The 26,161-nt window shown below is 70.3% G+C and carries 28 protein-coding genes and 1 pseudogene; 11 read left to right on the top strand and 18 right to left on the bottom strand.

The genetic code is table 11. The annotated features are described in order from the left end of the window. Positions 1–181: hypothetical protein (locus tag AB0L00_RS03535; protein WP_364427738.1), on the bottom strand; the 181-nt coding region annotated here is incomplete at its 3' end. Between the two features lie 519 nt (positions 182–700). Between AB0L00_RS03535 and AB0L00_RS03530 the strand changes: the two are divergent. Further along, positions 701–995: pseudogene (locus tag AB0L00_RS03530) on the top strand (transposase); the annotation flags it as partial. A gap of 31 nt (positions 996–1,026) precedes the next feature. Here AB0L00_RS03530 and AB0L00_RS03525 read toward each other — a convergent pair. From AB0L00_RS03525 to AB0L00_RS03510, 4 genes are all read right to left on the bottom strand, one after another. Further along, positions 1,027–1,428, bottom strand: coding sequence for a hypothetical protein (locus AB0L00_RS03525; RefSeq protein ID WP_364427735.1), 402 nt, complete (start codon positions 1,426–1,428; stop codon positions 1,027–1,029). Positions 1,429–1,472: 44 nt separating this feature from the next. Then, positions 1,473–2,033 (bottom strand): hypothetical protein, encoded by a 561-nt coding sequence (locus AB0L00_RS03520; RefSeq protein WP_364427732.1) that lies wholly within the window; start codon positions 2,031–2,033, stop codon positions 1,473–1,475. 283 nt (positions 2,034–2,316) lie between these two features. Continuing rightward, positions 2,317–2,601, bottom strand: coding sequence for a hypothetical protein (locus AB0L00_RS03515; RefSeq protein ID WP_364427729.1), 285 nt, complete (start codon positions 2,599–2,601; stop codon positions 2,317–2,319). Beyond that, positions 2,598–3,035 carry an ATP-binding protein gene (locus tag AB0L00_RS03510; RefSeq protein ID WP_364427726.1) on the bottom strand — a complete coding sequence of 146 codons (438 nt, stop codon included), beginning with the start codon at positions 3,033–3,035 and terminating at the stop codon, positions 2,598–2,600. The genes AB0L00_RS03515 and AB0L00_RS03510 overlap by 4 nt, the downstream gene beginning before the upstream one ends. A gap of 191 nt (positions 3,036–3,226) precedes the next feature. On the opposite strand from AB0L00_RS03510, the gene AB0L00_RS03505 reads away from it, so the two are divergent. After that, positions 3,227–4,138: a helix-turn-helix transcriptional regulator gene (locus AB0L00_RS03505; protein WP_364428990.1), complete on the top strand. Its 912-nt coding sequence runs from the start codon at positions 3,227–3,229 to the stop codon at positions 4,136–4,138. A 21-nt stretch (positions 4,139–4,159) separates the two neighbouring features. Beyond that, positions 4,160–4,258, top strand: a complete 99-nt coding sequence (locus AB0L00_RS03500) for a DUF397 domain-containing protein (RefSeq protein WP_364427723.1) — start codon at positions 4,160–4,162, stop codon at positions 4,256–4,258. Between the two features lie 122 nt (positions 4,259–4,380). Here AB0L00_RS03500 and ahcY (AB0L00_RS03495) read toward each other — a convergent pair whose 3' ends face one another. Beyond that, positions 4,381–5,634, bottom strand: a complete 1,254-nt coding sequence (ahcY, locus tag AB0L00_RS03495) for an adenosylhomocysteinase (protein WP_364427720.1) — start codon at positions 5,632–5,634, stop codon at positions 4,381–4,383. Positions 5,635–5,647: 13 nt separating this feature from the next. Further along, a complete protein-coding gene (ahcY, locus tag AB0L00_RS03490; RefSeq protein ID WP_364427717.1) occupies positions 5,648–7,075 on the bottom strand; it encodes an adenosylhomocysteinase in 1,428 nt (475 codons plus the stop codon). Between the two features lie 109 nt (positions 7,076–7,184). On the opposite strand from ahcY (AB0L00_RS03490), the gene AB0L00_RS03485 reads away from it, so the two are divergent. The 4 genes from AB0L00_RS03485 (at position 7,185) to AB0L00_RS03470 (ending at position 10,761) form a co-directional block, all read left to right on the top strand. Beyond that, positions 7,185–7,523: a MerR family DNA-binding transcriptional regulator gene (locus AB0L00_RS03485; RefSeq protein WP_364427714.1), complete on the top strand. Its 339-nt coding sequence runs from the start codon at positions 7,185–7,187 to the stop codon at positions 7,521–7,523. Positions 7,524–7,990: 467 nt separating this feature from the next. Then, positions 7,991–9,490: a sensor histidine kinase gene (locus tag AB0L00_RS03480; protein ID WP_364427711.1), complete on the top strand. Its 1,500-nt coding sequence runs from the start codon at positions 7,991–7,993 to the stop codon at positions 9,488–9,490. Then, positions 9,487–10,158: a response regulator transcription factor gene (locus AB0L00_RS03475; protein WP_364427708.1), complete on the top strand. Its 672-nt coding sequence runs from the start codon at positions 9,487–9,489 to the stop codon at positions 10,156–10,158. Before AB0L00_RS03480 ends, AB0L00_RS03475 begins: the two co-directional genes overlap by 4 nt. A 468-nt stretch (positions 10,159–10,626) precedes the next feature. Next, the gene (locus AB0L00_RS03470) at positions 10,627–10,761 is read left to right on the top strand and encodes a hypothetical protein (protein WP_364427705.1); all 135 of its coding nucleotides are present in this window, start codon (positions 10,627–10,629) and stop codon (positions 10,759–10,761) included. A gap of 87 nt (positions 10,762–10,848) precedes the next feature. Here AB0L00_RS03470 and AB0L00_RS03465 read toward each other — a convergent pair whose 3' ends face one another. The 5 genes from AB0L00_RS03465 to AB0L00_RS03445 form a co-directional block, all read right to left on the bottom strand. Then, positions 10,849–11,778 carry a cation diffusion facilitator family transporter gene (locus AB0L00_RS03465; protein WP_364427702.1) on the bottom strand — a complete coding sequence of 310 codons (930 nt, stop codon included), beginning with the start codon at positions 11,776–11,778 and terminating at the stop codon, positions 10,849–10,851. Positions 11,779–11,811: 33 nt separating this feature from the next. Beyond that, positions 11,812–12,951 carry an SIS domain-containing protein gene (locus AB0L00_RS03460; protein ID WP_364427699.1) on the bottom strand — a complete coding sequence of 380 codons (1,140 nt, stop codon included), beginning with the start codon at positions 12,949–12,951 and terminating at the stop codon, positions 11,812–11,814. A gap of 1 nt (position 12,952) precedes the next feature. Further along, complete coding sequence (locus tag AB0L00_RS03455) at positions 12,953–13,126, bottom strand: Trm112 family protein (protein WP_345353393.1); 174 nt, start codon at positions 13,124–13,126, stop codon at positions 12,953–12,955. After that, positions 13,123–14,478, bottom strand: coding sequence for a phosphomannomutase/phosphoglucomutase (locus tag AB0L00_RS03450; RefSeq protein ID WP_364428987.1), 1,356 nt, complete (start codon positions 14,476–14,478; stop codon positions 13,123–13,125). The genes AB0L00_RS03455 and AB0L00_RS03450 overlap by 4 nt, the downstream gene beginning before the upstream one ends. A gap of 61 nt (positions 14,479–14,539) precedes the next feature. Continuing rightward, positions 14,540–14,902 carry a DUF3499 domain-containing protein gene (locus tag AB0L00_RS03445; protein WP_345353391.1) on the bottom strand — a complete coding sequence of 121 codons (363 nt, stop codon included), beginning with the start codon at positions 14,900–14,902 and terminating at the stop codon, positions 14,540–14,542. Between the two features lie 146 nt (positions 14,903–15,048). Between AB0L00_RS03445 and AB0L00_RS03440 the strand changes: the two genes are divergently transcribed. Beyond that, positions 15,049–15,480, top strand: a complete 432-nt coding sequence (locus AB0L00_RS03440; protein WP_345353389.1) for a metallopeptidase family protein — start codon at positions 15,049–15,051, stop codon at positions 15,478–15,480. A 164-nt stretch (positions 15,481–15,644) separates the two neighbouring features. Here AB0L00_RS03440 and AB0L00_RS03435 read toward each other — a convergent pair whose 3' ends face one another. Together AB0L00_RS03435 and AB0L00_RS03430 are read right to left on the bottom strand one after the other, a co-directional pair. Next, entirely contained in the window at positions 15,645–15,908 is a 264-nt protein-coding gene (locus tag AB0L00_RS03435) for a WhiB family transcriptional regulator (RefSeq protein WP_252810716.1), read from the bottom strand. Between the two features lie 223 nt (positions 15,909–16,131). Further along, positions 16,132–16,965 (bottom strand): hypothetical protein, encoded by an 834-nt coding sequence (locus AB0L00_RS03430; protein WP_364427695.1) that lies wholly within the window; start codon positions 16,963–16,965, stop codon positions 16,132–16,134. A gap of 99 nt (positions 16,966–17,064) precedes the next feature. Here AB0L00_RS03430 and cofD point away from each other — a divergent pair, with 99 nt between their 5' ends. Together cofD and AB0L00_RS03420 are read left to right on the top strand one after the other, a co-directional pair. Next, the gene (gene cofD / locus AB0L00_RS03425; RefSeq protein ID WP_364427692.1) at positions 17,065–18,006 is read left to right on the top strand and encodes a 2-phospho-L-lactate transferase; all 942 of its coding nucleotides are present in this window, start codon (positions 17,065–17,067) and stop codon (positions 18,004–18,006) included. Between the two features lie 64 nt (positions 18,007–18,070). Continuing rightward, positions 18,071–19,342, top strand: coding sequence for a coenzyme F420-0:L-glutamate ligase (locus AB0L00_RS03420; protein WP_364427690.1), 1,272 nt, complete (start codon positions 18,071–18,073; stop codon positions 19,340–19,342). Between the two features lie 93 nt (positions 19,343–19,435). Here the strand turns inward: AB0L00_RS03420 and AB0L00_RS03415 are convergent, their stop codons facing one another. Next, the gene (locus tag AB0L00_RS03415; protein ID WP_364427687.1) at positions 19,436–20,413 is read right to left on the bottom strand and encodes a substrate-binding domain-containing protein; all 978 of its coding nucleotides are present in this window, start codon (positions 20,411–20,413) and stop codon (positions 19,436–19,438) included. Positions 20,414–20,667: 254 nt separating this feature from the next. Between AB0L00_RS03415 and AB0L00_RS03410 the strand changes: the two genes are divergently transcribed. Then, entirely contained in the window at positions 20,668–21,612 is a 945-nt protein-coding gene (locus AB0L00_RS03410) for an NlpC/P60 family protein (protein ID WP_364427684.1), read from the top strand. A 52-nt stretch (positions 21,613–21,664) separates the two neighbouring features. On the opposite strand, the gene AB0L00_RS03405 is transcribed toward AB0L00_RS03410, so the two are convergent. From AB0L00_RS03405 to AB0L00_RS03395, 3 genes are all read right to left on the bottom strand, one after another. Further along, positions 21,665–24,217, bottom strand: a complete 2,553-nt coding sequence (locus AB0L00_RS03405) for a bifunctional FO biosynthesis protein CofGH (RefSeq protein ID WP_364427681.1) — start codon at positions 24,215–24,217, stop codon at positions 21,665–21,667. A gap of 197 nt (positions 24,218–24,414) precedes the next feature. Beyond that, positions 24,415–24,795: a hypothetical protein gene (locus AB0L00_RS03400; RefSeq protein ID WP_364427679.1), complete on the bottom strand. Its 381-nt coding sequence runs from the start codon at positions 24,793–24,795 to the stop codon at positions 24,415–24,417. 9 nt (positions 24,796–24,804) lie between these two features. Beyond that, on the bottom strand, positions 24,805–26,097 hold the full coding sequence (locus AB0L00_RS03395; protein WP_364427677.1) for a helix-turn-helix transcriptional regulator: 1,293 nt from the start codon (positions 26,095–26,097) through the stop codon (positions 24,805–24,807). Positions 26,098–26,161 lie beyond the last annotated feature (64 nt).

Genomic DNA, 26,161 nt, shown 5'->3' with positions numbered 1-26,161 from the left:
CCGCACCCGCGCTGTCGAGGTGTCGCGCGACGGCGAGCGCCAGCGCGGACCGACCGAGCGACGCCAGCGCCTCCTGCGAGACGCCGGTAAGGTCGACGATCGACGTCGCCTCCTTGGTCGGGGCGTTCCCCGCGGCCTCGGCGGGCTGCGCGACGGCGACGGCGACGGCAGCCGCCGCCACGGTAACCGCCACGGCTACGCCCGACCGCGGGGCAGACTTTCGTCCGTGTTCCATGGTGGATCCTCTCCACTCGATGAATTCAAGGCACACTAAGTCCCAGTAGTTGATCAACGATAGAGACCTGAGGATCATCGCGATAGGGACCAGAAGCTCAAATACGAAAACTGTCCTTGAAGCATCTTGCGTACGCACCTTGACCGATACCTCAGACTCGGGTTGACTGAAGTATGCAGATGCCGTTGCGGAGGTCGGCGGGAGAAGCCGAGACAGGTATTCGCAGCTCAGGTGCAGCTGGTGGTCGGCCCACCGCGCGAGCGGCCCAATGCGTGGTCGTCTGGCTTGGGAACCGCCTCGCCTGCAGGCATCTTCTGCCCACCCGGCCGGGGACGAGCCCCGGCGTCGTGTTGATGTCCCAGGGCGATCGCGGAGTCCACGCTGACATCCAAGATGATCAACCCGGCCGCATCGGCTTGCGCCTGAAGGGCGGTGACGATCCGCCGCCCCGGCGCCGAGCACGTGCAGCTCGCCGACCTGGAAGTACGCCACCGCATGCGGGCCCGCTGCGAAGACCGCATCCGCGGCGCCAAAGACCCCGGCATGCGGAACCTCCCCTGCACGGCTTCGCCCAGAATCAGCTCTGGTGCGAGCTGGTCGCCTCGCCAGTGAGCTGACCGCCTGGGCCCAGATGCTCGACTTCGGTGGCCACCCCGCCCGATGCCGGGAGCCCGAACGTCTGCGCTTGCGGATCTTCTCCATCGCCGCACGTCTCTCCCGAGACGGCAGACATCTGCGGCTCCGCCTCGCCGGCCGCTGACGAGGTTAGGAGTACTAGGCCCCGAGACGGTTCAGCGCACCGTGACGTGGACCGTCGGGGAGGGACCGTAGATCACGTGCTTCTTGTGCCGCAGGCCCACCCCGACGGCGCGGAAGGAGTACTTGCCGCGCGTGAGCAGGCGGGTGTCGAACCCGAAGACGGCGGTCCAGCCGTCGGCGCGGTACGGCTCCACGCACTTGCCGAGCTGGCTCCAGTGCCCGGCGTCCCGGACCTGCAGGCAGAACCTGGTCCGCTGCAGCCCGGCGTCGTCGCCGACCGATCCGGCCAGATGCAGGGGCTGGCCCCGATGGATCACCTTGTGCGCGGCGCTGAGGGTGAGATCGGACTTGGCCATCGCCGAGCCCCCGGACGCCACGACGAGCCCGCCACTGAGGAGACCGACCACACCGACGCCGACGAACACGTGTTTCATGATCGGTATGACACCGCACATGACCCCGAGGTTGTCAGAAGTTCTTAGGAAAAATTCGGGGGATTCTCAAGGTTGACCAGTTCGATACCCGGAGCTGCCACCACCACGTCGCCGGCCAGGTGGAACTCCGACACCTCCCCGGTCTCCAGATCCGTGATCTCGTAGCGCTCCACCGGGACGCGTTCGCCGTCGGCGTCGTGCCAGGCGATCTCGGCGAGGGACCAGCGCTGCGGGACGGTGCGGACCGCGAGGGACGGCGCGGTGACGAGCAGGATCCGCAGGTCGACGCGTTCGCCCTCGGCCAGGCGCAGCGACCGGGCCACGGCGACCAGCAGGCCCGGCGACTCGCCGAGGAAGCCGGTGGCCCGCGCGGCGTGCTCCCGTCCCGCGGTCACCCACATGAGCTCGGCGCCGACGGCGCCGCCCCGCAGGACGTGCTCGCCGACGGTCACCTGGAGCCGGGCGGGCCGCCAGCGGCTGTCGGCGACCAGCTCGATCGTGCCGCCGTCGGACCGCTCGGCGGTGTAGCGCCAGCCGCCGCCGTCCAGATCACAGGCGAACCGCTCCTCGACCCCGGGCTCATGAATGTACGTACCGCGCGGCATGCCCAGAATCTACGCGACAGCACCGGGTCCTGATCGAACTCAGGCCGGCCGCCGCCCGTACTCGGCGGGCCCCGCCCTGCAGGTGTGCTCCGGCAATGACGGCGGCAATGTGACCACCACGGCGGCGAAGTCCTACGAGCCGGATGCGGATCGCCGCCCCAGGCGTGCCCACGTCACCGACTCAGGACGTACGTACCGCGCGGCCTGCACGCCTGACTCGAAGATCCCTGGCGATCACTGCGCTCTAGACGCAGTGAACGCCAGTGCGACGCGTGCTCGAGGCTCACGGGATCGGTGTCGCCAGTTCGGCCGCGCGGCATTGGAACACTAAATGCCGGGGGTTTCGGTTGTAGATGATCGTCGGTTCAGGGCCGAACTTGGCGATGGCGGCGTACTCGCGGCGGTACCAGCACCACATCACCAGCCATTGAGAGCACAGGTCCTGGACCTCGGCGAGCTGGGCCGGGGACGGATCCGGCGGCTCACGCCGACGCGGCGGAGACGGCCACGCCGACCGGTCGGGTCTGACGATCAGGATGCCGAGGCAGGCGAGGAGCCGCCGGATCACGACGCCTCCCGGATCTCAGCGAGTTCGGCGGCGGTCAGGATGATGCCGGGTGCGGTGATGAGGGCGTGCACGGTCTTGCCGTGGTCGGTGTAGGTGACCCACCGGGCGGCGGCGTGCTGGTCGACGATGGCCAGGCCGCGCCCGCGCTCGGCGAGTAGGCCACCGTGCTGCTGGGCGGGCAGCGGTTCGGTACCGGGGTCGCTGACGGCCAGATGCGCGTACCGATCGGTGAGAGTCAGCTCCACGCCGATCGGCCGGATGTCCTCCGGCCAGGAGGGGTGCATGGCCTCGGCGGCGCGTATCGCGTTGGTCGTCAACTCCGACGCCAGCAGCGCGATCTCGTAGGAGTCGTACGGGTGCCCGGCCACGACATCGGCGACGAAACGCCGAGCCTGACGGACGGCGTCACGCCGGACGTGGCGCGAAAGGCACACGGGTGCCGGTGCGGGGGGGGTATGGGGAGCGGTCGACGATGACCGCAGGATCGGGTGTCACGGGAGATCAACTCCCCGTAGTCAAGCCAGGGCGGGTAGGCCCGGCCAGCTGAGTAGGCATGGGCCTCAGGATGCCCTCAGGTCATCGGATTCGCAATATCGGAATCGAATGTTGGTTAAATGGTGCGGCTATGTCTGTTTTCGCTGATCAACCGAGCTCATGCCCTACGATCCCGTCCATGTCCGACCCTCGCCGTAGTCCGACTCTGCGCCGTCGGCGCCTATCCGCGACCCTCCGGGAACTACGCGCCCGTGACGGCCGTACGGCGAAAGAGATCGCCGAAGAGCTGGAGTGGCAGCAGAGCAAGCTCACGCACATGGAGCGCAACGAATGGAAGCTTCCGCGTGTACTGGACATCCGCGCCCTCCTGGAGGTCTACGGCGTCACGGACGAGCGGGAACGGGAAGAGCTGATCAATCTCGCCCGCGACGGCCGCAAGCGCGGCTGGTGGCATCCCTACAGCGCGATGTTGTCCGAGCACTACTCCACCTACATCGGCCTGGAAGCCGAAGCCTCCGAGGTGTTCGCCTTCGAGACGATCGTCATTCCGGGACTGCTACAGACCGAGGACTACGCCCGCGCCCTGATCGAAGCCGGGCCAGCGGAGATAACCGAGGAGGAGGTGGAGCGGCGGGTGCAGATCCGCATCGAACGGCAACGGATTCTCACCGGTGATGATCCGGTTCGGCTGTGGGCGATCCTCGACGAGGCGGCGCTTCGCCGACCGGTCGGCGGCGCGGAGGTCATGGAGGCTCAGAAGCGCCATCTGGTGAAGATGGCGAAGCTCGCCAAGGTGTCCCTCCAGGTCATCCCGTTCGGTGCCGGAGCGCACGCGGGAGCGGCCGGAGCGTTTTCGATCATCCGGTTCCCCGAGTCGCGAGACACCGACGCGGTCTACGTCGACACCCCTGCCGGAGAACTCTTCGTAGAAGACGAGGAAGAGGTCCGCCGGTTCCACGTCGCGTTCCAACATCTCAGTGGGGTGGCGCTGAGTCCTCTGGATAGCATCGCACTGATCGCCGCAGAGGTGGGCGGTACCTAACGAACCCGAAGGAAGGCACCCATGCCCAGCACTCCTGACCTCGCACGCGCCGACTGGCGGAAGTCCGCCCGCAGCACGCAGCAGGGTGCCTGCGTCGAGGTCGCCGTCGTCAAGGCATGAAGGCGAAGAAACCCCGGATCATGCGGCCGAAGGCTCTCTGCCACCTGACTTGACCAGGGCCGCTCAAAGATCCCTGGCAATCGCTGCGCTCTAGACGCAGCGAACGCCAGTGCGACGCGATGTTAGGAGCCCTGGCGCCAGGAGGACAGGTAGTCCTCCTGGCCCTGTGTGAGGGCGTCGATGGCTATGTCCATGGAGGCCAGCTTCAGGCGTGCCACCTCGGTGTCGATCTCCTTCGGGACGTCGTACACACCGGGGACCAGGTCCTGGCCGGCGATCCACTCACAGGTGAGGGCCTGGTCGGCGAAGGACATGTCCATGACGGCCGCCGGGTGGCCCTCGGCGGCGGCGAGGTTGACGAGACGCCCCTCGGCGAGCAGGACCAGCCTGCGGCCGTCGGCGAGGACGTACTCGTCGGCCTGCGGGCGTACGTCGCGGTGGATCTCCACGGCGAGGTCGGCCAGCGCCCGTACGTCGATCTCCACGTCGAAGTGACCGGAGTTGGCGAGGATCGCGCCGTCCTTCATCCGGGCGAGGTGCTCGGCGCGGATGACGTCCCGGTTGCCGGTGACGGTGATGAAGACGTCACCGTGCTCGGCGGCCTGCGCCATCGGCTGGACGCGGTAGCCCTGCAGGACGGCGTCGAGCGCCTTGACCGGATCGATCTCGGTGACGACGACGCGGCCGCCCATGCCGCGGGCGCGTTCGGCCAGGCCGCGGCCGCAGTAGCCGAACCCGGCGATGACGATCGTCTTTCCGGCCAGCAGCGTGTTGGTGGCGCGGACGATGCCGTCGAGGGTCGACTGGCCGGTGCCGTACCGGTTGTCGAACATGTGCTTGGTGTCGGTGTCGTTGACCGCCACCATCGGGAAGCGCAGCGCGCCCTCGCGGGCCATCTGGTGCAGGCGGATGACCCCGGTGGTGGTTTCCTCACAGCCGCCGCGTACGCCGTCGAGCAGGTCGAGGCGCTCGGTGTGCAGGATGTTGACCAGATCGCAGCCGTCGTCGAGGACGAGGTCGGGGGCGATCTCGAGCGCCTGGTGGATGTGCCGGTAGTACCCGTCGCGGTCGACCCCCTGCCGGGCGAACACCGCGGCGCCGTACTCGTGGACCAGCGCGGCGGCGGTGTCGTCCTGGGTGGACAGCGGGTTCGAGGCGGCCAGGGCCACCTGGGCGCCGCCGGCCTGGAGCGTCCGGATCAGGTTGGCGGTCTCCGTGGTGACGTGCATGCACGCCGCGACCCGCAGGCCGTCCAGGGGGCGGCCGGCGGCGAAGCGCTCGCGGATGCGCCGCAGCACGGGCATGGACCGGTCGGCCCACTCGATGCGCCGGACCCCGGACTCGGCGAGTCCGGGGTCCGCGATGTCGTACGTCACGACGAGGTAGACCTCAGTAGCGGTAGTGGTCCGACTTGTAGGGGCCCTCGACGTCGACGCCGATGTAGGCGGCCTGCTCCTTGGTGAGCTTGGTCAGCTTGACGCCGAGCGCGTCGAGGTGCAGGCGGGCGACCTTCTCGTCGAGGTGCTTCGGCAGGGTGTACACGCCGATCGGGTAGTTCTCGGTGCGGGTGAACAGCTCGATCTGCGCGATCACCTGGTTGGTGAAGGAGTTGGACATCACGAAGCTCGGGTGGCCGGTGGCGCAGCCGAGGTTCATCAGCCGGCCCTCGGCGAGCACGATGATCGAGTGGCCGTCCGGGAAGGTCCAGGTGTGGACCTGCGGCTTGACCTCTTCCTTCACGATGCCGGGGATCTTCGCCAGGCCGGTCATGTCGATCTCGTTGTCGAAGTGGCCGATGTTGGAGACGATCGCCTGGTGCTTCATCCGCTCCATGTGGTCGGCGCGGATGATGTTGAAGTTGCCGGTCGTCGTCACGAAGATGTCGGCGATGTCGACGACGTCGTCGAGCGTGGTGACCTGGAAGCCGTCCATCGCGGCCTGCAGCGCGCAGATCGGGTCGATCTCGGTGACGATGACGCGGGCGCCCTGGCCGCGCAGCGCGTCGGCGCAGCCCTTGCCGACGTCGCCGTAGCCGCAGACGACGGCGACCTTGCCGCCGATCAGCACGTCGGTGGCGCGGTTGAGACCGTCGATGACGCTGTGCCGGCAGCCGTACTTGTTGTCGAACTTGGACTTGGTCACCGAGTCGTTCACGTTGATGGCCGGGAACAGCAGCGCACCGTTCTTGTGCATCTCGTAGAGGCGGTGCACGCCGGTCGTGGTCTCCTCGGTCACGCCCTTGATGCGCTCGGCGATCGCGGTCCACCGGCCGGAGCCGTCGACGGTGCGGTGCAGCAGGTCGAGGATGACCTTCCACTCCTCCGGGTCGTCCTCGGCCGCGGAGGGCACGGCGCCGGCCTTCTCGTACTCGGCGCCCTTGTGGACGAGCAGGGTGGCGTCGCCGCCGTCGTCGAGGATCATGTTGGGGCCGTCGTCACCGGGCCAGGTGAGCGCCTGCTCGGTGCACCACCAGTACTCCTCCAGCGTCTCGCCCTTCCAGGCGAACACCGGAACGCCCTGCGGGTCCTCCTGGGTGCCGTTCGGGCCGACGACCACCGCGGCGGCGGCGTGGTCCTGGGTGGAGAAGATGTTGCAGCTCACCCAGCGGACCTCGGCGCCCAGCGCGACCAGCGTCTCGATCAGCACGGCGGTCTGGATCGTCATGTGCAGCGAGCCCATGATCTTCGCGCCGCGCAGCGGCTGGTCCTTGGCGTACTCCTCGCGGACCGCCATGAGACCCGGCATCTCATGCTCGGCGAGCTGGATCTCCTTGCGGCCGAACGCCGCCAGCGACAGGTCGGCGACCTTGTAGTCCATGGTTCGTTTGCTCCCTGGGGTTCGGTTTCACAGCGAGTCTAGGCGGGGCCGCTTGAGGATCGCACGAGGCGGGCGCCGTATCTAACACTGATTTGTCAGAATGAGGCCCATGCGTATCACGGAGGCCGCCCGGCGACTCGGCACATCCCCCCGCATGCTCCGCTACCGCGAGACCCTCGGCCTCCTTCCGCCGACCCGCGAACGGCAGGGGCACCGCCGCTTCGGCGAGGCGGAGCTGCGCGCCGTGGCACTCGCGCTGGCGCTGGAGCGGAGGTACGACATCAGCCCCGCGGAGCTCGCGTTCGGGCTGCGCGTGCTGGCCGACCCGGAGGTACGGGCGAACGTCCGGGAGCTCGGCGAGCGCGTCGGCCGGCTGTCGGCGCCGCCGGCGCGCGCCCTGGACTTCGAGAAGGAGAAGGCGTTGCGCCTCCTGCGCGGCCGGCCTTAAGGCTTCGAGACAGGCCCAGGGCCCCTCGGGCCCGGCCGGGAGCCGCACGGGGCCCGCCGTCGGCGCGTCCGCCGAGGGTGATCGGCGGGCCATCGGTGCAGCCCTCGCCGAGGAGGCCGGATCGGGGCCTTCCCCAGCCCATGGTCGCCCCGACCAGCCGTCCACGGGACATACCCGCGGGAGACCCGGACGGACTGCGGCCACCTCGGCGAGGGACGATCGGCCGCGCCATCCGAACCCCCGAGATCCAGATGGCCCGGCCCGGACGCCGGCGACCTCGGACCCCCTAGTGCGAGAGCGCCGGCGCCTCGTCACAATGTAAAAGTACGCCGCGGACGGCGGCCGGTCGTCCCCCGCAAGGATGGACCCGGAATCGTTCCAGAGGTGGACATCGGGGCGCTCAGGGCCGATACGGAATCGCTCCGTACGGTGAGGCGAACACCCCCGAGGACATGTCATGGTAAAGAGTGACCAGCGACAAGCCTGACTTCCTCCACGAGGCCGGACCGGCGGCGTGGCGCATGGCCGCACAGGTCGTGACCGCGGTGGGTCAGGTCCTTCTGTGGATCCTCACCGGCGTCGGCCGGCTCCTGCGCCCGATCACCAGCCGCCTCGTCGCCGCCCTGTACGGCCGGAGCACTCCGCCCGCGGTGCCTCCGCCTTACGGTGGACCGCCCGCGTACGCGACGCCGGACGGCACCCTGTTCACCCGGCAGCCGCCGACCCCGGCGGGAGCGCCCGCCCCGCCGTCCCGGCCGCCCAAGACGCCGCCGCTGCTGCGCTGGGTGCACGCCTGGCGCCGGTTCGGGGAGTCGTGGGCGTACGGTCCGGTGACGGGCGCGATCCTCGCCGTGGCGGCCCTGATCGAGCTGCCCCTGCACCACCTTCAGGTCGTGAGCCTGCCCGGCGCGTTCGCGCTGGCGGCGACGCTGCCGCTGATGTTCCGCCGGGAGTCGCTGCGGCCGGCGTCGGCGATCGTGCTGGGCGCGCTCGCCGCGAGCCTGCTGTCCGGGCAGCAGGTCCTGCTGACGACGGCCTTCGCCGGGCTGTACACGCTGTTCCTCCTCGCCCAGCAGCTCCCCCGTCAGTCCACGGGCGTGCTCGGCGTGTGCAGCGTCGTCGCCGTCGGCGTGGTGTACCTCGCCTCCGGCAGCCTGGACGACATTCCGTGGCTGGCCGGGTTCACGGCCGTCATCGCCGCCATCGGCCTGGGCGACGCCCGTCGTACGGTGGAGACCGCCGAGGCGAGCGTGGACGAGGAGCGGGAGCGCAGCAGCGAGACCCTCACCCAGCTCAACGCCGCCCAGCGTGAGCAGGCCATCCTGCGGGAGCGCGCCCGGATCGCCCGTGAGCTGCACGACGTCGTCGCCCACTCGGTCTCGATGATCGCCGTGCAGGCGGAGACGGCCCCGTACACGATGCGGGAGCTGTCCCCCGAGGCCAAGAAGGGCTTCGGCGAGATCGCGGGCGCCGCCCGCGAGGCCCTCGAGGAGATGCGCCGGCTGCTGACCGTGCTGCGCGCCGAACCCGGCGCCGAGCCGGAGGTGACGCCGCAGCCGCGGCTGGACCGGCTGGGCGAGCTCATCGACTCGCACCGCGGCGCCGGTGGCGAGGCGCGGCTGACCGTACGCGGCAGCGCCCGGCCCCTGTCGACGACGATCGAGCTGTCGGCGTACCGGATCGTGCAGGAGGCCCTGACGAACGCGCGGCGGCACGCCCCGGGCGCCCAGGTGAACGTCGAGCTGGAGTACCAGGGCGACCGGCTCGCCGTCCGCGTCACCGACGACGGCTCGACGGCCCCGCCCACGACGGTGAACGACGGCCGTACGAAGGTCATGGGCCACGGTCTCGTGGGCATGCGCGAGCGGGCGACGATGCTCGGCGGCCGGTTCGCGGCCGGTCCGCGGCCGGAAGGCGGATTCGCGGTGCAGGCGGAGCTTCCGGTAGGCCAGAATCGTCGATCGTGATTCGAGTGCTGATCGTCGACGACCAGACGATCGTGCGGGCCGGTTTCGCCGCCCTCCTCGCCGCCCAGCCGGACATCGACGTCGTCGGGCAGTGCGGTGACGGGCGGGAGGCCGTGCGCCTCGCCGAGGCCCACCGGCCCGACGTCGTGCTGATGGACATCAGGATGCCGAAGATGGACGGCATCGAGGCCACGCGGCGCATCCTCGCCGATCCGGCCGGCGGATCGACGCGGGTGCTGGTGCTGACGACGTTCGACGTGGACGAGTACGTCTACGAGGCGCTGGCCGCCGGGGCGAGCGGCTTCCTGCTGAAGGACTCGACCGCCGACGACCTGGTGGCCGCCGTACGCGTCGTCGCCCGGGGCGACGCGCTGCTGGCCCCGCAGGTGACCGGACGGCTGATCCGGGAGTTCGCCCGGCAGCGGCGGGACAAGCCGACGCCCGTCCCGGCGCTGGAGACGCTCACCGCTCGGGAGACCGAGGTCCTCCAACTGATCGCCGGGGGCCTGTCCAACGCCGAGATCGCCGCCCGTCTCGTGGTGAGCGAGCACACTGTCAAGACGCACGTCGCCCGCGTGTTCACCAAACTCGGCCTGCGCGACCGCGCCCAGGCCGTCGTCCTGGCCTACGAGTCCGGCCTGGTCACCCCCGGCGGCTCGCCCGGATAGCCACCGAACGTGCTGAGGCGAGACGACATTTTCCCGCGGGTTCGATTGCGCCGCGCGCCGGACGACGTACGGTCATGGACACTTGGCCCATCCGGGCCGAGGCCGTCCACGCCAAAAAGCGTGAACGATGATCTCGAAGCAGAAGGAGCACGTCATGACCAGGAAGCCCAGGACTCCTCAGCCGAAGCCGACGTTTCCCGAGCCGGGGCCGGGGCGTGAGCCGCTGCCGTCGCCCGGTCCGCAGTAGACCGTCCCTCCTACGGCAGCCGATCCACCCAGGGCGGGACCGCTGACCCGGCCCTGCCATAGCGCAGCCCTCCGCCACCAGGCGGGGGGCTGCACCTCTTATGGGGTCAGGTCATGCGGATGCCTTGGCGAGCCAAAACCGGACATTGTTTGCCATCGCCGCCTCGATAGGGACGGTTCTCACCCGTAAGCATCACTACAAAGGAAACCTGGAGGCAGCCCATGCTCCGCCACATCGACTTCCCGACGGCGCTGCACATGATCGGCCTGCTGATCTGCGGCGGCTGCGCCGTGGCACTGTTCGTCGGGGGCTTCATCAGCGGACGCCGGCGCCGCCGTACGTCCGGCGGCGTGTGACCTGATCGTCTCGCGGCCGCACCGACCAATCGCCGCCGGCCCCACACTGTGGGGCCGGCGGTCTGCGTTTCGCGGGTGACCTGAGGGCTACGGGGCTTCCGACACGCTCGAGCGGTCCAGGTCGGGTTCGAGGTAGATGTGGCGGGCCATCGGGACTGCGGCCCGTACGCGCTTCTCGGCCGCGTCGATCGCCCGGGCGACCTCGGCGGCGGTGTCGTCGTGGGTCACCGCGATCTTCGCGGCCACGAGCAGCTCCTCCGGGCCGACGTGCAGCGTCCGGATGTGGATGACGCGGTCGACCTCGTCGACCGACTCGAGCTCGGTGACGATCCGCTTCTCCACCTCGGTGGCGGCCGCCTCACCGATCAGCAGGCTCTTGGTCTCGATGGCCAGCACGATCGCCACGAACGCCAGCAACACGCCGATGGCCATCGAGCCGACGCCGTCCCAGATCCCGTTGCCGGTGACGACCGCCAGCGCGACGCAGACGAAGGCGATGACCAGGCCGAGCAGGGCCGCGGAGTCCTCCAGGAGCACGACCGGCAGCTCGGGCGCCTTGGCGCGGCGGATGTAGGACACCCAGCTCTGCTTGCCCCGGGTCCGGCCCGCCTCCTTCATCGCCGTACGGAACGAAGAGCCCTCGAGGAGGATCGCGAAGATCAGCACGCCGAACGCCCAGATCGGGTCCTCGACGTCGTGCGGGTCGGCGACCTTGTGCCAGCCCTCGTACAGCGAGAACAGCGCCCCGACGGTGAACAGCACGACCGCGACGATGAAGGCGTAGAAGTAGCGCTCGCTGCCGTAGCCGAACGGGTGCTCGCGGGTCCTCGCCCGCTTGGACCGCTTGCCGCCGAGCAGCAGGAGGCCCTGGTTGCCCGAGTCGGCGATCGAGTGCACCCCCTCGGCCATCATCGACGCCGATCCCGTGAACGCGAACGCCACGAACTTCGCGGCCGCGATACCGAGGTTCGCCCCGAGTGCCGCAATGATCGCCTTGGTACCGCCTTCAGCACTCACGGTCGCTCCTGTTCGTCGCGCGGCCGGTGTTACTCACGTGTTCCTCTCTTCGGGCTCCCGGATGACCGCCGACGGGTCGACGCCGACGGCCAGGGCCAGGTAGACGCTGATGTAGTCGATGTGCGCGATGAGCCCGGCGAGCCGTTCCAGAGGATGGGTGCCCCTGGTCGTCAGCTCCACCACGGGTACGGCGCGGTCACGGGCGAACTCGGCGGCGATCTCCCGCCGCCTGGTCACCTGCGGGTGCTCCTCCACGTCGTGGACGAGCACGAGGGACAGCCGGATCGGCTCCGGTTCCTCGACCCGGTCGCGAAAGAAGTCCTCCTCGGCGGAGCCGCCCGCGCCGGCCGCGAACGGGCCGTCGAACATCGCCGCCTGGTCGTGCCAGGCCGCCGGCAGCTCACCGTGTACGGCGGGGTAGCCGGCGTCGGCGGAGAGCCGGTTCGCGAAGCGGTGGGCGGCCACCCCGGTCAGCGGTGACGTGCCCCAGATGACGGGCAGCGAGCCGGCGAGCTCCAGCGCGACCTGTTTCGCGGGATTGACGAACGACTCGCTCGCCGGCCGGCACTGGTGGCTCATGTCCTCCAGCACCTCGGCCGTCCGTTCGAGGGTCGCGGCCGTGACGTCGGTCAGCCCGAGCGCCCGGGCGGCGAGCAGCAGCGGGACGGTCAGGCCCCACAGCATCGTCCGCTCCGGCCCGGCCGGTCGTACGGGGACGAACGGCACACCGGCCTGGACGGCGATCTCGGCCAGCGGTGACGCGCCGACGCCGACGCACAGCAGGCGGCAGCCCCGGCGCACGGCCTCGACGGCCGCCGTCAGGGTCTCCTCGGTGCCGCCCGGCCCGGACACGGCGATGACCAGGTCGGCCGCGCCGACCCAGCCGGGGAGCCGGTGACCTTGTACGGTCATGATCGGCACGCGGCAGCCCTGCCCGCAGACGGCCGCCAGCATCTCCCCGGCGAGGCCGGAGCCGCTGGTGCCGACGACCACGATGGCACGGGGCCGGCCGCCCTGCGCGATGCGTTCGACGCCCGCCTCGGCGGTGTAGAGCTGGGCCTCGCGGACCTGGGCCGCGGCGGACGCGACGCACCGCAGCATGTCTCCGGGATCGGCGGCCGCCAGCGCCTCGGGGTCGTCGAGGCGGCCGGGGTCGACCTCGACAGGAGTCATGTCAGGCCGGGGTCCGCGCCTCGTCGACCAGCAGGACCGGGATGTCGTCGCGCACCGGGTAGGCGTACTTGCACGTTCCGGTGCAGACGAGCTCGTCGGCCGCCTCGTCGGCCTTCAGCTCGCCCCGGCAGTTGGGGCAGGCCAGGATCTCCAGCAGCCAGGCGTCGATGTTCAACTTTCTTCCTTTCGGACGACGGCGAGCACTTCGTCGCGCACCGCGGCCATGGTCTCAGGGTCGGCCGCCTCGGCGTTGAGGCGGAGGAGGGGTTCGGTGTTGGACGGTCGCAGGTTGAACCACCAGTCGGCGTGCCCGACCGTGAGGCCGTCGAGCTCGTCCAGGGTGACGCCGGGCCGGCCCGCGAACTCGGCGCGCACCCGCGCCGTCGCGGCCGCCTGGTCGGCGACCTCGGAGTTGATCTCACCGGAGGCGGTGTACGGGCTGTAGGCGGCGAGCAGCGCGGACAGCGGCCGCTCCTGCTCGCCGAGCGCGGCCAGGACGTGCAGCGCGGCGAGCATGCCGGAGTCGGCGAACCAGAAGTCGCGGAAGTAGTAGTGGGCGGAGTGCTCACCGCCGAAGACGGCGCCGGCCTCGGCCATCGTCTGCTTGATGAACGAGTGCCCGACCCTCGTGCGGACGGGCTCGCCGCCGTGCTCCCGGATGAACTCCGGGACGGCCCGGGAGGTGATCAGGTTGTGCACGATCCGCGCGCCGGGGTGCTTGGCCAGCTCCCGTACGGCGACCAGGGCCGTGATCGCCGAGGGCGTGACCGGCTCGCCGCGCTCGTCCACGACGAAACAGCGGTCCGCGTCGCCGTCGAAGGCCAGCCCGATGTCGGCGCGGTGCTCGCGGACCGCCGCCTGCAGGTCGCGGAGATTCTCCGGCTCGATCGGGTTGGCCTCGTGGTTCGGGAACGTGCCGTCGAGCTCGAAGTAGAGCGGGACGAGGTCGATCGGCAGCCCCGCGAACACGCTCGGCACCGTGTGCCCGGCCATGCCGTTGCCGGCGTCGACCACGACCTTGAGCGGACGGATGCCCGCCAGGTCGACGAGGGACCGCAGATGCGCGGAGTACCCCGAGAGCAGGTCCAAGCGGCGGACCGTGCCCGCCGGGCCGTCGTGGGCCGGAACGCCCTCCTCGACCAGCCGGCGCATCTCGCCGAGCCCGGTGTCCCGGCCGATCGGCCGGGCGCCCGCCCGGCACAGCTTGATGCCGTTGTACCGGGCCGGGTTGTGGCTGGCGGTGAACATCGCGCCGGGCAGGCCGAGGCTGCCGCTGGCGTAGTAGAGCAGGTCGGTCGAGCCGAGGCCCGCCTCGGTGACGTCGGCGCCCTGGGCGGCGGCACCCCGCGCGAACGCTGCGGACAGCGGTCCCGACGAGGTGCGCATGTCGTGGGCGGTGACGATCGCCGTGGCGCCGGTGACGCGCACGAAGGCGGCACCGGCCGCCTCGGCTATCCGCTCGTCGAAGTCATCGGGCACGATCCCCCGGACGTCGTACGCCTTGAAGATCTTGGCCAGGTCGCCCACGTGCGCCCCCCTGCTCATGGCCCGGTCGTCGCATTGCGGTCATGAGCCTACCGGGAGCGGATCAGGGTTTGCGGGGCGTGTCGGAGCGGAGGACCCGCAGATGGCCGCGCCGGCCGACTTCGATGCCCTGCCCGACCGGTTCCTCCCGCGGCGTGGCCGGTTTCGCGGCCTCACGGACGGCGTTGGCCAGTGCTTCGAGGTCGTCAGTGGTCGGCTCGGACTCTTCGGCGGGGAGGCGGACGAGCTCCCAGCCGACGGGGGCGGTCAGGCGCTCGGCGTGCTCGGCGCAGAGGTCATAGCAATGCGGCTCGACGTACGCTGCCAGCGGGCCCAGAACAGCGGTCGAGTCGGCGTAGACGTACGTGAGCGTGTAGACAGCAGACTGCTTGCACGCGGTGCGGGAGCAGATGCGGACGGGGCTCACGACGGGAACGTATCTCCTCCTGCCGCCCCTGCGCCACTATCCTCACTTCGTGTCGCCGTATTTCCGACGCGCGACCGCATAACGGATCTTTGTGCCGGGGGGCGGTCCGGCGAGGTCCGGACTATGCTCAAGGAGTGCGATCCCGGGTGACACGCTCCAGCACACGCCGCCGCGACCGCCGTGGACGCGGCCTGCGCGGCCCGCTCGCGCCGCCCGATGCGCCGATCTCCCGGACCCGCGCCGAGCGCTTCGACGATCTGGTCCGCGAGGAGGCGCGCCGGCTCGAGCAGCGATGGAGCCGCGAGTTGACAGGCGTCGAGTTCGCCGTCGAAGAGGTCCCGCCCGTCGAGCCGTGGGCGGACCCGGCCGATCCGGTTCCGCTCGGGCGCCTGCTGCCCGCGGCGGACGGCAGGCCGGCGCGGATCGTGGTGTACCGGCGGCCCGTGGAGGCGCGTGGCGGCGACGATGAGCGCGACCGCGTCCGGCTGGTCCGTGACGTGGTGGTCGAGGAGGTCGCGGATCTGCTCGGGCTCGCGCCGGAGTCCATCGACCCGACCTACGAGTCCCGCGACGACTGAGGCGGCCTGAACGACCCGCCTGGTCTGGGGGCTTCGACGCCGGACGCCCCGAGATCCGCCGACCGTACGCGGCGCCCCCCGGGTCCTGCCGGACCGCGTCAAGCCGTCCGGCAGGACCCCGGTGAAATGGTCGCCGCGGGCGTCAGACGCCGCGGAGGCGGATTTCAGCCTGCCGCGCGCTTGAGCTTCCGGCGTTCACGTTCGGAAAGACCTCCCCAGATCCCGAACCGCTCGTCATGCCCCAGCGCGTATTCCAAGCATTCCGCCCGCACCTCACAGGCACGGCACACTTTCTTGGCTTCACGGGTCGAGCCACCCTTTTCCGGAAAAAAAGCTTCCGGGTCGGTTTGCGCGCACAGCGCGCGCTCCTGCCAGCCCAACTCTTCGCCGTCTGCACCGTGCGCCAGCGGGATGAGCACTTCGCTCACAGACGCACCTCCTCGCCCCGTGGAGTCCCCCCCTGGTCACCTTCCCCGACACAGTCCCCCGGGAAGGCAGAACTACACCCATGAAATTACACGCGTGTATGACCAGGGACGTCAAGCCGAATGGGCACGGCGCGGGGTGTCACGACCGTAAAGCCGTGCTGACCTGCAGAGACGATCAGTGACTCCACAGAATCCCGCGGTTATGTGTTTCTGCCGTCGCCGACTACTCCGGAGGCCGGTACGGGTCCGCGGGAGGCGACTGATCCGACTCCCCCGATCCCGATGAGGTCTCCTTCGTCTCCTGCGGTGCCGGCTGCTCCGTGCTGCCGTAGGCACGCGTCCACTCACCCTCGCTCTGCCCCGCCGGCTGCGCCGGCTGGGCGGGCTGGGCCGGTCGCTGCTGATAGTAAGCAGACTGGCCGTACCCCTGCTGCGGATATGGCGACTGTTGACCGTACGGTTGCTGCACCTGGGGCTGCCCATAGGGCTGTTGCGGCTGACCGTAAGGCTGCTGCTGACCGTACGCCTGCCCGTACTGCGGCCCCGGCTGGCCGTAGCCCTGCTGCGGATACTGCGGAGCGACCGGCTGCGCCGGCTGGAACGACTGGAACGTCGAGAAGGCGTAGAAGGCGCCGACCGCCAGCACCGCGAGCTTCGCGACGCCGTACAAGAACATCGCGAACTTCGCGCTTGCCGGAATGTCCAGGATCGCGCCCTCACTGCCGCTGCCCGCCGCGAGGCCTGCGAGGATGCCGATCACGTCGAACAGCGCGATGACGCCGAGCAGGATCACACCGGCCAGGGCGACGTTGCGCGCCTGGGCGATCGGGGGGCCGCCGAGCCGGGACGCCAGCGCCACGGCCGCCACGACGACCGCGACGGTGGCCACGCCCGCGAAGAAGTTGTCGTACGCGACGAAGTTGTAGGCGCGGTACGTGAAAGTCGTTCCCTTACCCGTGGACAGGCCGATCAGTCCGCTGAGGAACTGCAGGACGACCGAACCGAGGAGGATCCACGCCCCGGGTCCTCGTAGCCGCTGCGCGGCGTCGTTGTTCACGCGTGTACTCCCTGTGAGTAATCGGATCATTGCCAGCTTCGCATACTGACCCGCGGCCCGTGGGCGTCCGCCGCTCCCCGAGGTGCCAGACTTGTCCGCATGCGCATCGTGGCACTGGCGGGCGGAATCGGGGGAGCCCGTTTCCTGCGCGGACTACGGCAGGCCGCCCCAGAGGCGGACATCACCGTAATCGGCAACATCGGCGACGACATTTCACTCTTCGGGCTTCGGGTCTGTCCCGATCTGGACACCGTGATGTACACCCTCGGCGGCGGCATCAACGAGGAGCAGGGATGGGGCCGCGCGGACGAGACGTTCACGATCCGCGAGGAACTCGCCGCGTACGAGATCGGCCCCTCCTGGTTCACCCTCGGCGACCGTGACTTCGCGACGCACATCGTGCGCACGCAGATGCTGGACGCGGGATACCCCCTGTCCGCCGTGACCGAGGCGCTGTGCGAGCGCTGGAAGCCCGGCGTGCGCCTGCTGCCGATGAGCGACGACCGGGTGGAGACCCACGTCGTCATCGAGGAGGAGCAGGGCCGCCGGGCCGTCCACTTCCAGGAGTGGTGGGTGCGCCTGCACGCGCAGGTCCCGGCCCGCTCGATCGTGGCGGTCGGGGCCGAGGACGCCAAGCCCGCGCCCGGCGTCCTCGAGGCCCTGGACGCGGCCGACCTCGTGATCCTCCCGCCGTCCAACCCGGTGGTGAGCGTGGGGACGATCCTGTCCGTTCCGGGCATACGCCCGGCGGTCGCGGCCAAGACCGTGGTGGGCGTCTCCCCGATCATCGGCGGCGCTCCCGTGCGCGGCATGGCCGACGCCTGCCTGACCGCGATCGGCGTGGAGACCTCGGCGGGAGCGGTGGCCGCCCACTACGGCGCGGACCTGCTCGACGGCTGGCTCGTGGACACCGCCGACGCCGCGCTCGAGGGCGACCTCGGCGGCATCGCCGTCCGCGCCCGGCCGCTCCTGATGACGGACGTGGACGCCGCCGCGGACATCGCCCGCGCCGCCGTCGACCTGGCCCGGGAGCTGGCGTGAGCGAGCGCAGCGAGCGAACCATGAGCACAGCGTGTCTGATCGCTCCTCCGACGAAGGAGGGCACGTGAGTGGGTTCGAGGTCTTCGGCCTCGACGGCCTTCCCGAGGTGCGCGAAGGCGACGACGTCGCCGGGCTGATCGCCGGGGCCGATCTGCGCGACGGCGACGTGGTCGTCGTCACCTCCAAGATCGTCAGCAAGGCGGAGGGGCGGGTCCTGGTCGCCGACGACCGGGAGAAGGCGATCGACGCGGAGACCGTGCGGGTCGTGGCCCGGCGCGGCGCCACGCGGATCGTGCAGACCCGTCAGGGCCTGGTCCTGGCGGCGGCAGGCGTGGACGCGTCGAACACCGACCCGGGCACGGTACTGCTCCTCCCCGAGGACCCGGACGCGTCGGCGCGCCGCATCCGCGCGCGCCTGCGCGAACTGACCGGAGTCCGCGTCGGCGTGATCGTCTCGGACACGCTCGGCCGCCCGTGGCGGCTGGGCCTCACCGACGCCGCCATCGGCGCGGCCGGCCTCTCCCCGCTGGACGACCTGCGGGGCCACGTCGACGCGTACGGCAACCGGCTCGACGCCACGGTCGTCTCGGTCGCCGACGAGATCGCCTCGGCGGCCGAACTCGTGAAGGGCAAGCTGGCCGGTGTCCCGGTCGCGGTCGTGCGCGGCCTGGCCGGCCTGGTGACCGAGGAGGACGGGCCGGGTGCGCGGGCCCTCGTCCGCTCGCCCGACGAGGACATGTTCCGGTACGGCTCGGCGGACGTGCTGACGGCCCGCCGTACGGTCCGGGAGTTCGCGCCCGAGCCGGTCGACCCGGCCACGGTCCGCCGGGCGGTGGCCGCCGCGATCACCGCGCCCGCCCCGCACCACACGACGCCCTGGCGCTTCGTGCTGGTCGAGGAGCACAAGGACCGGCTGCTCGACGCGATGCGCGACGCCTGGGAGGCCGACCTGCGTGGCGACGGCTTCAGCGAGGAGTCGATCACGCGGCGGCTCAGGCGCGGCGACGTGCTGCGCCGCGCCCCGTACCTCGTCGTGCCGTGTCTCGTGGCGGACGGCGCGCACGACTACCCGGACGCGCGCCGGTCCCGCGCCGAACGCGAGATGTTCCTGGTCGCGATGGGCGCGGGCGTGGAGAACCTCCTCGTCGCGCTGGCCGTCGAGGGGCTCGGTTCCTGCTGGGTGTCGAGCACGCTGTTCTGCGCCGACGTCGTCCGCGAGACGCTCGGCCTGCCGCCGAACTGGGACCCGATGGGCGCGGTCGGCGTCGGCCATCCCGCCGCTCCCCCACGCGACCGCCCGCCCCGCGACCCGGAGGACTTCATCCTCCGCCGCTGAGCCGCCGCGGTCTCACCCCGGTGAAGGAACCCGATCACCCCTGCGGGGTCGCCGCTCGCTCGTACTGGCAACGGACGAGGTGATCTCTCACCGTCAGGCGCGCATGGCGGCGGCGACCTGGGACGGGGTGGGGTTCGGGAGGATCTTGGGGAGGGTCTGCCGCAGGCCGAGGCGGGTCGCGTCGCGGGCGTCGATGCGGCCGTCCGCGGTCCGGAAGCCGTACCACTGGAAGGTGTCCCGGGCCTGCTGTGCCTGCAGAGCCCAGCGGAACGCGTCGGCGGCCTGGGCGCGCAGGGGGTCCGTGCTCACCGTGACGAACGGGTGGTCGAGGAGGAGGGTGCCCTCCTCGGGGACGATGACCGACGCCGGATTGGGCCGGTGGGCGTCGTTGTAGGCGACGACCGACTGTTCGGAGGCGGCCACGAGAGGGCGGCGGAGGTCCTCCAGCCCGGCGAACGAGGCGTAGAGCCGGGCCGGGTCCGGGTCGCGCCGCGCCGTGACGGGGCCGATCGTGGCCCGGGCCGCCAGCGCGACCGCGGCGCCGGCGGCGTTGCGGGCCGGGTCGAGGACGCGCACCGAGGCGTGCAGCGGGGCCTTCTTCAGCAGGCGCCAGCTCGCGGCGGTCCCGTCGTCCCGCAGCTCGGCGGCGACGGCGCGCGGTGCCGCGATCACCACGGGGGACGCGGCGAGCGGCGAGCCGAACCCGACCGTCCGCGCTCCGGCGGCGCGGGCGCGGTCGAGCCACATCGAGGAGTCGGGCACCCACGCGTCCGCGCCGACCGGGTCGCCTCTGGCGAGAGAGCGGACGACCGTCGCCGGGTCCCGCGCCTCGACCTCGATCTGGGCGCACCGCCCCCCGATCTCGTGCGGCTGCACGTTGAAGCGGGCGGCGACGGCGGCGAGCGCGGGGGTGATGTCCGGGGCGGCCACCACTCCGACCTGCAGGGTCCTGCCCTGGCAGGCCTGTGGGCGGTCGCGCAGGAGGTACCAGCCGGTGGACAGGCCGACGAGGAGGACCGCCGCGCCGGCGACCAGCAGCCGGACCCGGGGATCCCTCCTGGTCACGGCCATGATCCGGAGAATAGCGCGCCCGGTGGACTACACCCGTAAAGCCCTCTCTGAACGCTTCATCAGCTTTGAACGCTCAATGAGAATAAATGAGCGATTTCCGTACCCGCCAGTAGGTACTTACTTTGCGTGACGATCCGTGTCTGATTCGACCGGGTTTGTGAAAATCCAGAATTACTCTGCGCACGGTGCCATGATCACTGCCCCCGCAACCCGACCGGCGCGGTCCCCTAGCCGCGCCAGGAAAGGACCCGCTCATGACAACGAGACGACCACTCGTCACCGGCCTGAGCGTCGCCGCCGTGTCCATCGGTGTCGCCGCACTCGCCGGTTGCTCGTCCTCGCACGTCGAGTCCACGTCGTCGAGCAAGAAGGTGACCGCCCACTACTTCGTGGCCACGGCCGCCCTGAACACCCGCGCGGGCAAATCGCTCAACGCGAAGGTCGTCACGGCCGACAAGTACAAGAAGGGACAGAAGGTCCCCGTCGTCTGCCAGGACCCGGGCGAGTACGCCTACGGATCCAGCATCTGGGACAAGACGACGGACGGCGCCTGGGTGACCGACGTCTACGTCAAGACCGGCCACACCGGCTACGCCCCCGGCGTGCCCCGGTGCAGCACCGGCACGTCGAACACCGGCGGCGGGAGCACGAGCAGCGGCGGCGACACCCCCGGCTCCAGCAACTGCTACAGCAGCGCCGCCGTGCACGGGCGCAACAACGGCGCCATCGGCTCCCGCGGCGGATCGGTGACCGCCCGCGTCAACCGGGTGATCGCCGTCGCCACGGCGGAGACCAAGAAGGTCCGCAGCTACTCATGGGGCGCCGGCGGCAAGGGCGGCCCGTCCTGCGGCATCGCGAGCCTGAGCCCCGGCGGCTACAACGACTACCGCCGGTACGGCTTCGACTGCTCGGGACTGACGCTGTACGCGTTCTACAAGGGCGCGGGCATCGACATCGGCGCCAACACCACCCAGCAGTACAGCCGGGGCCCGAAGAAGAGCTGGTCGTCGCTGCGCAAGGGCGACCTGATCTTCTGGGGCAGCGGTGACGACATCTACTCCACGACCCACGTGGCGCTCTACATCGGCAACAACAAGATCATCGAGGCCGCGCCGCCCCGCGGCTCGCACAGCGTGCACGTCACCACCCTGTACGGGTCGGGCCGGCACACCGCCCACGTCATCCGCTTCATCAAGTAGGTGACGCGGCGGACAGGGCGCCGGACCGCCCTGTCCGTCCTCCACCCGTCCCTCAGTGGGCCAGCGGCAGGAACCGGCCGACGCCGTCGGTCGCCAGCGCCGCGGCGCGCCGTTCCTCCGGTACCGGACCGTACAGCGTCGTCCGCTGCCGCGCCGGACGCCCGGCCCGAGCGGCGAGTCCCTCCAGCGCCGACATCGTCTTGAACGAGCCGTTCTCCGACCCGGCCATCCGGCTGATCGTCTCCTCCATGAGCGTGCCGCCGAGGTCGTTGACGCCGCCCCGCAGGACCTGCTCGCACAGCTCGTCCTCGAGCTTCACCCACGAGCACTGGATGTTCGGGATCGCCTCGTGCAGGAGGACGCGGGCCAGCGCGTGGACCGCGCGGTTCTCCCGGGCGGTCGGGCCCGTCCGGGCCAGGCCGGCGAGGTAGATCGGCGCGTTGTGGTGCACGAACGGCAGCAGCACGAACTCGGTGAAGCCGCCGGTGCGCTCCTGGATCGACCGGATCAGCTTCAGGTGCGCGACCCAGTGCGCGGGCGTGTCCACGTGGCCGTACATCATCGTGGAGGTCGTCGGCAGGCCGATCTCGTGGGCGGTCGTCACCACCTCGATCCACGCCGACGTCGGCAGCTTGCCCTTCGTGAGCACCCAGCGGACGTCGTCGTCGAGGATCTCGGCGGCCGTGCCGGGCAGCGAGTCCACGCCCGCGGCCTTCGCCTCGAGCAGGAAGTCGCGGATGGACAGGTCGGTCCGGGCGGCGCCGTTGACGACCTCCATGGGGCTGAAGGCGTGCATGTGGATCTCCGGGGCCCGCCTCTTGACCTCACGGGCGAGGTCGAAATAGGCGGTGCCCGGCAGGTCCGGGTGGATGCCGCCCTGCATGCACACCTCGGTCGCCCCGGCCGCCCAGGCCTCGTCGACCCGCTGCCCGACCTGCTCGATCGACAGCGTGTACGCGTCAGCGTCCGTACGACGCTGGGCGAACGCGCAGAACCGGCAGCCGGTGTAGCAGACGTTGGTGAAGTTGATGTTGCGCGTGACGACGTAGGTCACGTCGTCGCCGACGGCGTCGCGGCGCAGGTCGTCGGCGAGCCGCGCCAGGGCCTCCAGCTCGGGGCCGTCGGCCTGCAGCAGCGCGAGGGCGTCCTGGTCGGACAGCCCGGCCGGGTCCCGCTCGGCGCTGCGCAGCGCCGCCGCGACGTCGGCGTCGAAGCGTTCGGCGGGCCGGATCCGCGTCCCCACCTCCGACCAGTCGCCGTAGACCTCGTCGAAGTCGTCCCGGCGGTCCTTCGTACGGCCCTCGGCGTCGATCGCCACGTGCAGATCGGTCCGCCCGGCCTCGCCCCAGCTGCCGTCCGGCTCCTGCCAGGGCAGGCCGGCCGGCGTGACGTCCTCGCGGGCCAGGCCGTCCGGGCCGGCCAGCGCGGCCACGTGGGCGGCGAGGCGGGGGTCGAGCCAGGACTCGCCGCGCCGGACGTACTCGGGGTAGATGGTCAGGCGCTCCCGCAGCGCGAACCCGCTGTCGGCGGTACGGGCGGCCAGCTCGTCGATCTGCGGCCACGGGCGCTCGGGGTTCACGTGGTCCGGCGTCAGCGGCGAGACGCCGCCCCAGTCGTCGATGCCCGCCCGCAGCATCAGGGCGTACTCGGAGTCGACCAGGTTCGGCGGGGCCTGCACGCGCGCCCTGGGACCCAGGACGACCCGCGTCACGGCGATCGTGGCGGCCAGCTCCTCCAGCTCCGCGTCGGGCGTGGCGCGCATCTTGGTGTCCGGCTTGGCGCGGAAGTTCTGGACGATGACCTCCTGGATCCCGCCATACTCCCGCATGACCTTGCGGATGGCGAAGATCGACTCGGCGCGGTCGTGGACCGTCTCGCCGATGCCGATGAGGATTCCGGTGGTGAACGGCACGTTCGACCGGCCGGCGTCCTCCAGCACACGCAGGCGTACGGCGGGGTCCTTGTCCGGGGACCCGAAGTGCGCGCCGCCCTTCTCCTCGAAGAGCCGCCGGGACGTCGTCTCCAGCATCATGCCCATCGACGGCGCGACCGGCCGCAGCCGCTGCAGGTCCCGCCAGCTCAGCACGCCGGGGTTGAGATGGGGCAGCAGCCCGGTCTCCTCCAGCACGCGGATCGCCATCGCGCGCACGTACGAGAGCGTGTCGTCGTAGCCGTGCGCGTGCAGCCACTCGCCGGCCTGCTTCCAGCGGTCCTCCGGCCGGTCGCCGAGAGTGAACAGGGCCTCCTTGCAGCCCAGCTCGGCGCCCTGGCGGGCGATCTCCAGAACCTGGTCGGGGCTGAGGTAGGGCGCGTCCAGGCGGCCGGGGACCGTCGCGAAGGTGCAGTAGCCGCACCGGTCGCGGCAGAGGCGCGTGAGTGGGATGAAGACCTTGCGGCTGTAGGTGATCACGCCGGGCCGGCCGGCGGCCTCGAGCCCGGCGTCACGGACGCGGGCGGCGTACGTCAGCAGCGTCTCCAGGTCCTCGCCGCGGGCGTGCAACAGCACCTCGGCCTCGGACACGTCGAGCGATTTGCCGTCGCGCGCGCGGGCGAGCGCACGACGGATGGCGTTGGGTGAGGGTGCCGGGGCGACCAGATCACTCATGCTGGAAACATACGCGCGCCTGGTATCCGGTATTTCCACTGCCCCCGGACGCCAGGGCGTGTCGTAGCGAGAACGCACCGGCCCTGGCCTGCGGGCCGATGCTCACGGCCCTGGTTCGTCACTCCCCTCCTGTACCGGACGGCTCAGGTCACGTGCGAGCCGTCCGGCCATGCGATCTGACCGGGAAATCGCGTTGATCAAGCGCGTTTTTCGATCTCTTCGAAGATGTCGATATCGGTCTGTTGTTGCCATTCCGGAAGCGCGTCCCAATCTGCGACATAGGATGGCTTCGGTTCGGAGATGTGCTTGTAAATCTGGGCGACCCAACATAGCGCGACGAAGCGGCCCTTTTGTTCTCGGGTGAGTTTGTCGGTTGCCCCGTCCGATACCGCGACAAAATCAGCCACTTGCCGGTATACCGCGCTTGCGGCTTGGCGTTCCCAGTCGGGGGTCTCGCCCCACGGGGCGATGTATCCGGGTTTGGGGTCACCTGGGTAGTGCTTGCGCACTCCGGCGATCCACGCATCCCGGAAGATACGGCCGTATTCGCTTTGCTGGGTGTCCGACTGTGCCTGCATATCGTCTCCTCAGAGTTGGGCGATTCGTTCGCTGAGTTGAGCCGCCCGGCTGTCGGACGACAACGAGGCAAGCTGGGTACGCAATCCTTGGAGCTTGCGTCCGATGTACCCCGACGACCGGGTCTGTTCTGCCAGTTCGACCGCTTGCCCACCGTAATAAAGGACCTGGTCAAGGTCTCTGGTCTGCATGCCGAGGGCAGCAAGGTCGGTCAGGATGCTTCCGCGTCGACGCGGCGATGCGGCCGTGCCGAGAGCCTTGATCAGCGCCTCCGAGGCCAAGTCGGCCCGCCCCAGGGCGGCGTAACAAGTGCCGCGTTCTTCGGCCAGTCGCGAGTCGTCAAAGCGGAGCCAGCCACCCGGCATCACAGACCCGGTCAGCTCCTTCACCTGCTCGGCTTCGTCGAGGGCGCGTTGGCAAGCGTCGAGGTCCCCCAGCCCGGCATATGCCTCTGCTCGCACCGCGGCAACCCAATGCCGCGTAGACAATTGCCCATCACCACGTCGGGCGACCCTGGCGGCCCCCTCCAAGACTGGCGTCACGTCCTCGAATCGGCGTTCATACATACCGAGGTAGGCGTGTCGAGTCAAGGCGCACGCCCACAGGTCGAACGCGTCGCCCTCTTTGCTGGCATCGGCCGCAAGTTTGTAACAGTGCGCCGCGTCGATATACCGGTCGGAGTCAAAAAAGATCTCTCCGGCGAGCTGGAGGAGATCCCCGGTTGCGACACAGAGTCGCTTATGCGCGGCGGACGAGTGCGTCCGGTCGAGACTTCCGGTCAGCAAGTCGAGTTGTTGTCGTACGACCGGGTACACGGTCCGCTTGGACTCCGACAGGGCATACACCTGCCATAGGTGGGAGTTCAGCTGCTCGTACTGGCTGATCTGTTCGGAGTCATCGGCATACCCGTCGGTGACGAGATCAGGCACCGCGACCAGCGTTCCCGCGACGCTCAGCAGACGAAGCAACTCCCGTCGGTTCATGTCCTCCAGTCCATCAGAGCCGACATCGAGTGTGACCACTGTGGGGGCGATGGCGCGGCCCTGGAGTACCCGCCTCTGAGCGGGCGACGCATGATTCTGCATCCTTGCCGCATCGATCGTCAGTAGTTCGTCCAGTTCCTCCAGGCTGACCTGGAGGAGCTCACAAAGCTTAGATCGGTGGTAGAGCTGGGGATCACATTGCCCGCGTTCCCATCGGGCAACGGTGGACCGGTCTACCCCGAGCGCGGCGGCAAGCGACTCCTGAGTGAATCCGCACATTCTTCGGCGTGCGGCCAGCCTGGGTCGTCGTCCTGCCGTCATCGAAAGTCCTCCGCGCGATGAAGCCGACTCGCCATCGTCGAGTTCGCCAACGTCAGCGTAAGAC

The sequence above is a fragment of the Actinoallomurus sp. NPDC052308 genome, from assembly GCF_040679195.1.
Lineage (GTDB): Bacteria > Actinomycetota > Actinomycetes > Streptosporangiales > Streptosporangiaceae > Actinoallomurus > Actinoallomurus liliacearum.
This window is presented reverse-complemented; position numbering and strand designations above follow the sequence as displayed.

Coding starts and splice junctions, on each gene's coding strand:
- AB0L00_RS03520 (WP_364427732.1), bottom strand. CDS start 2,033: ATGCCGCGCGGTACGTACATTCATGAGCCCGGGGTCGAGGAGCGGTTC.
- AB0L00_RS03470 (WP_364427705.1), top strand. CDS start 10,627: ATGCTCCGCCACATCGACTTCCCGACGGCGCTGCACATGATCGGCCTG.
- AB0L00_RS03460 (WP_364427699.1), bottom strand. CDS start 12,951: ATGACTCCTGTCGAGGTCGACCCCGGCCGCCTCGACGACCCCGAGGCG.
- AB0L00_RS03525 (WP_364427735.1), bottom strand. CDS start 1,428: ATGAAACACGTGTTCGTCGGCGTCGGTGTGGTCGGTCTCCTCAGTGGC.
- AB0L00_RS03485 (WP_364427714.1), top strand. CDS start 7,185: ATGCGTATCACGGAGGCCGCCCGGCGACTCGGCACATCCCCCCGCATG.
- AB0L00_RS03415 (WP_364427687.1), bottom strand. CDS start 20,413: ATGGCCGTGACCAGGAGGGATCCCCGGGTCCGGCTGCTGGTCGCCGGC.
- AB0L00_RS03500 (WP_364427723.1), top strand. CDS start 4,160: ATGCCCAGCACTCCTGACCTCGCACGCGCCGACTGGCGGAAGTCCGCC.
- AB0L00_RS03400 (WP_364427679.1), bottom strand. CDS start 24,795: ATGCAGGCACAGTCGGACACCCAGCAAAGCGAATACGGCCGTATCTTC.
- AB0L00_RS03405 (WP_364427681.1), bottom strand. CDS start 24,217: ATGAGTGATCTGGTCGCCCCGGCACCCTCACCCAACGCCATCCGTCGT.
- AB0L00_RS03410 (WP_364427684.1), top strand. CDS start 20,668: ATGACAACGAGACGACCACTCGTCACCGGCCTGAGCGTCGCCGCCGTG.
- cofD (WP_364427692.1), top strand. CDS start 17,065: ATGCGCATCGTGGCACTGGCGGGCGGAATCGGGGGAGCCCGTTTCCTG.
- AB0L00_RS03505 (WP_364428990.1), top strand. CDS start 3,227: ATGTCTGTTTTCGCTGATCAACCGAGCTCATGCCCTACGATCCCGTCC.
- ahcY (WP_364427717.1), bottom strand. CDS start 7,075: ATGGACTACAAGGTCGCCGACCTGTCGCTGGCGGCGTTCGGCCGCAAG.
- AB0L00_RS03395 (WP_364427677.1), bottom strand. CDS start 26,097: ATGACGGCAGGACGACGACCCAGGCTGGCCGCACGCCGAAGAATGTGC.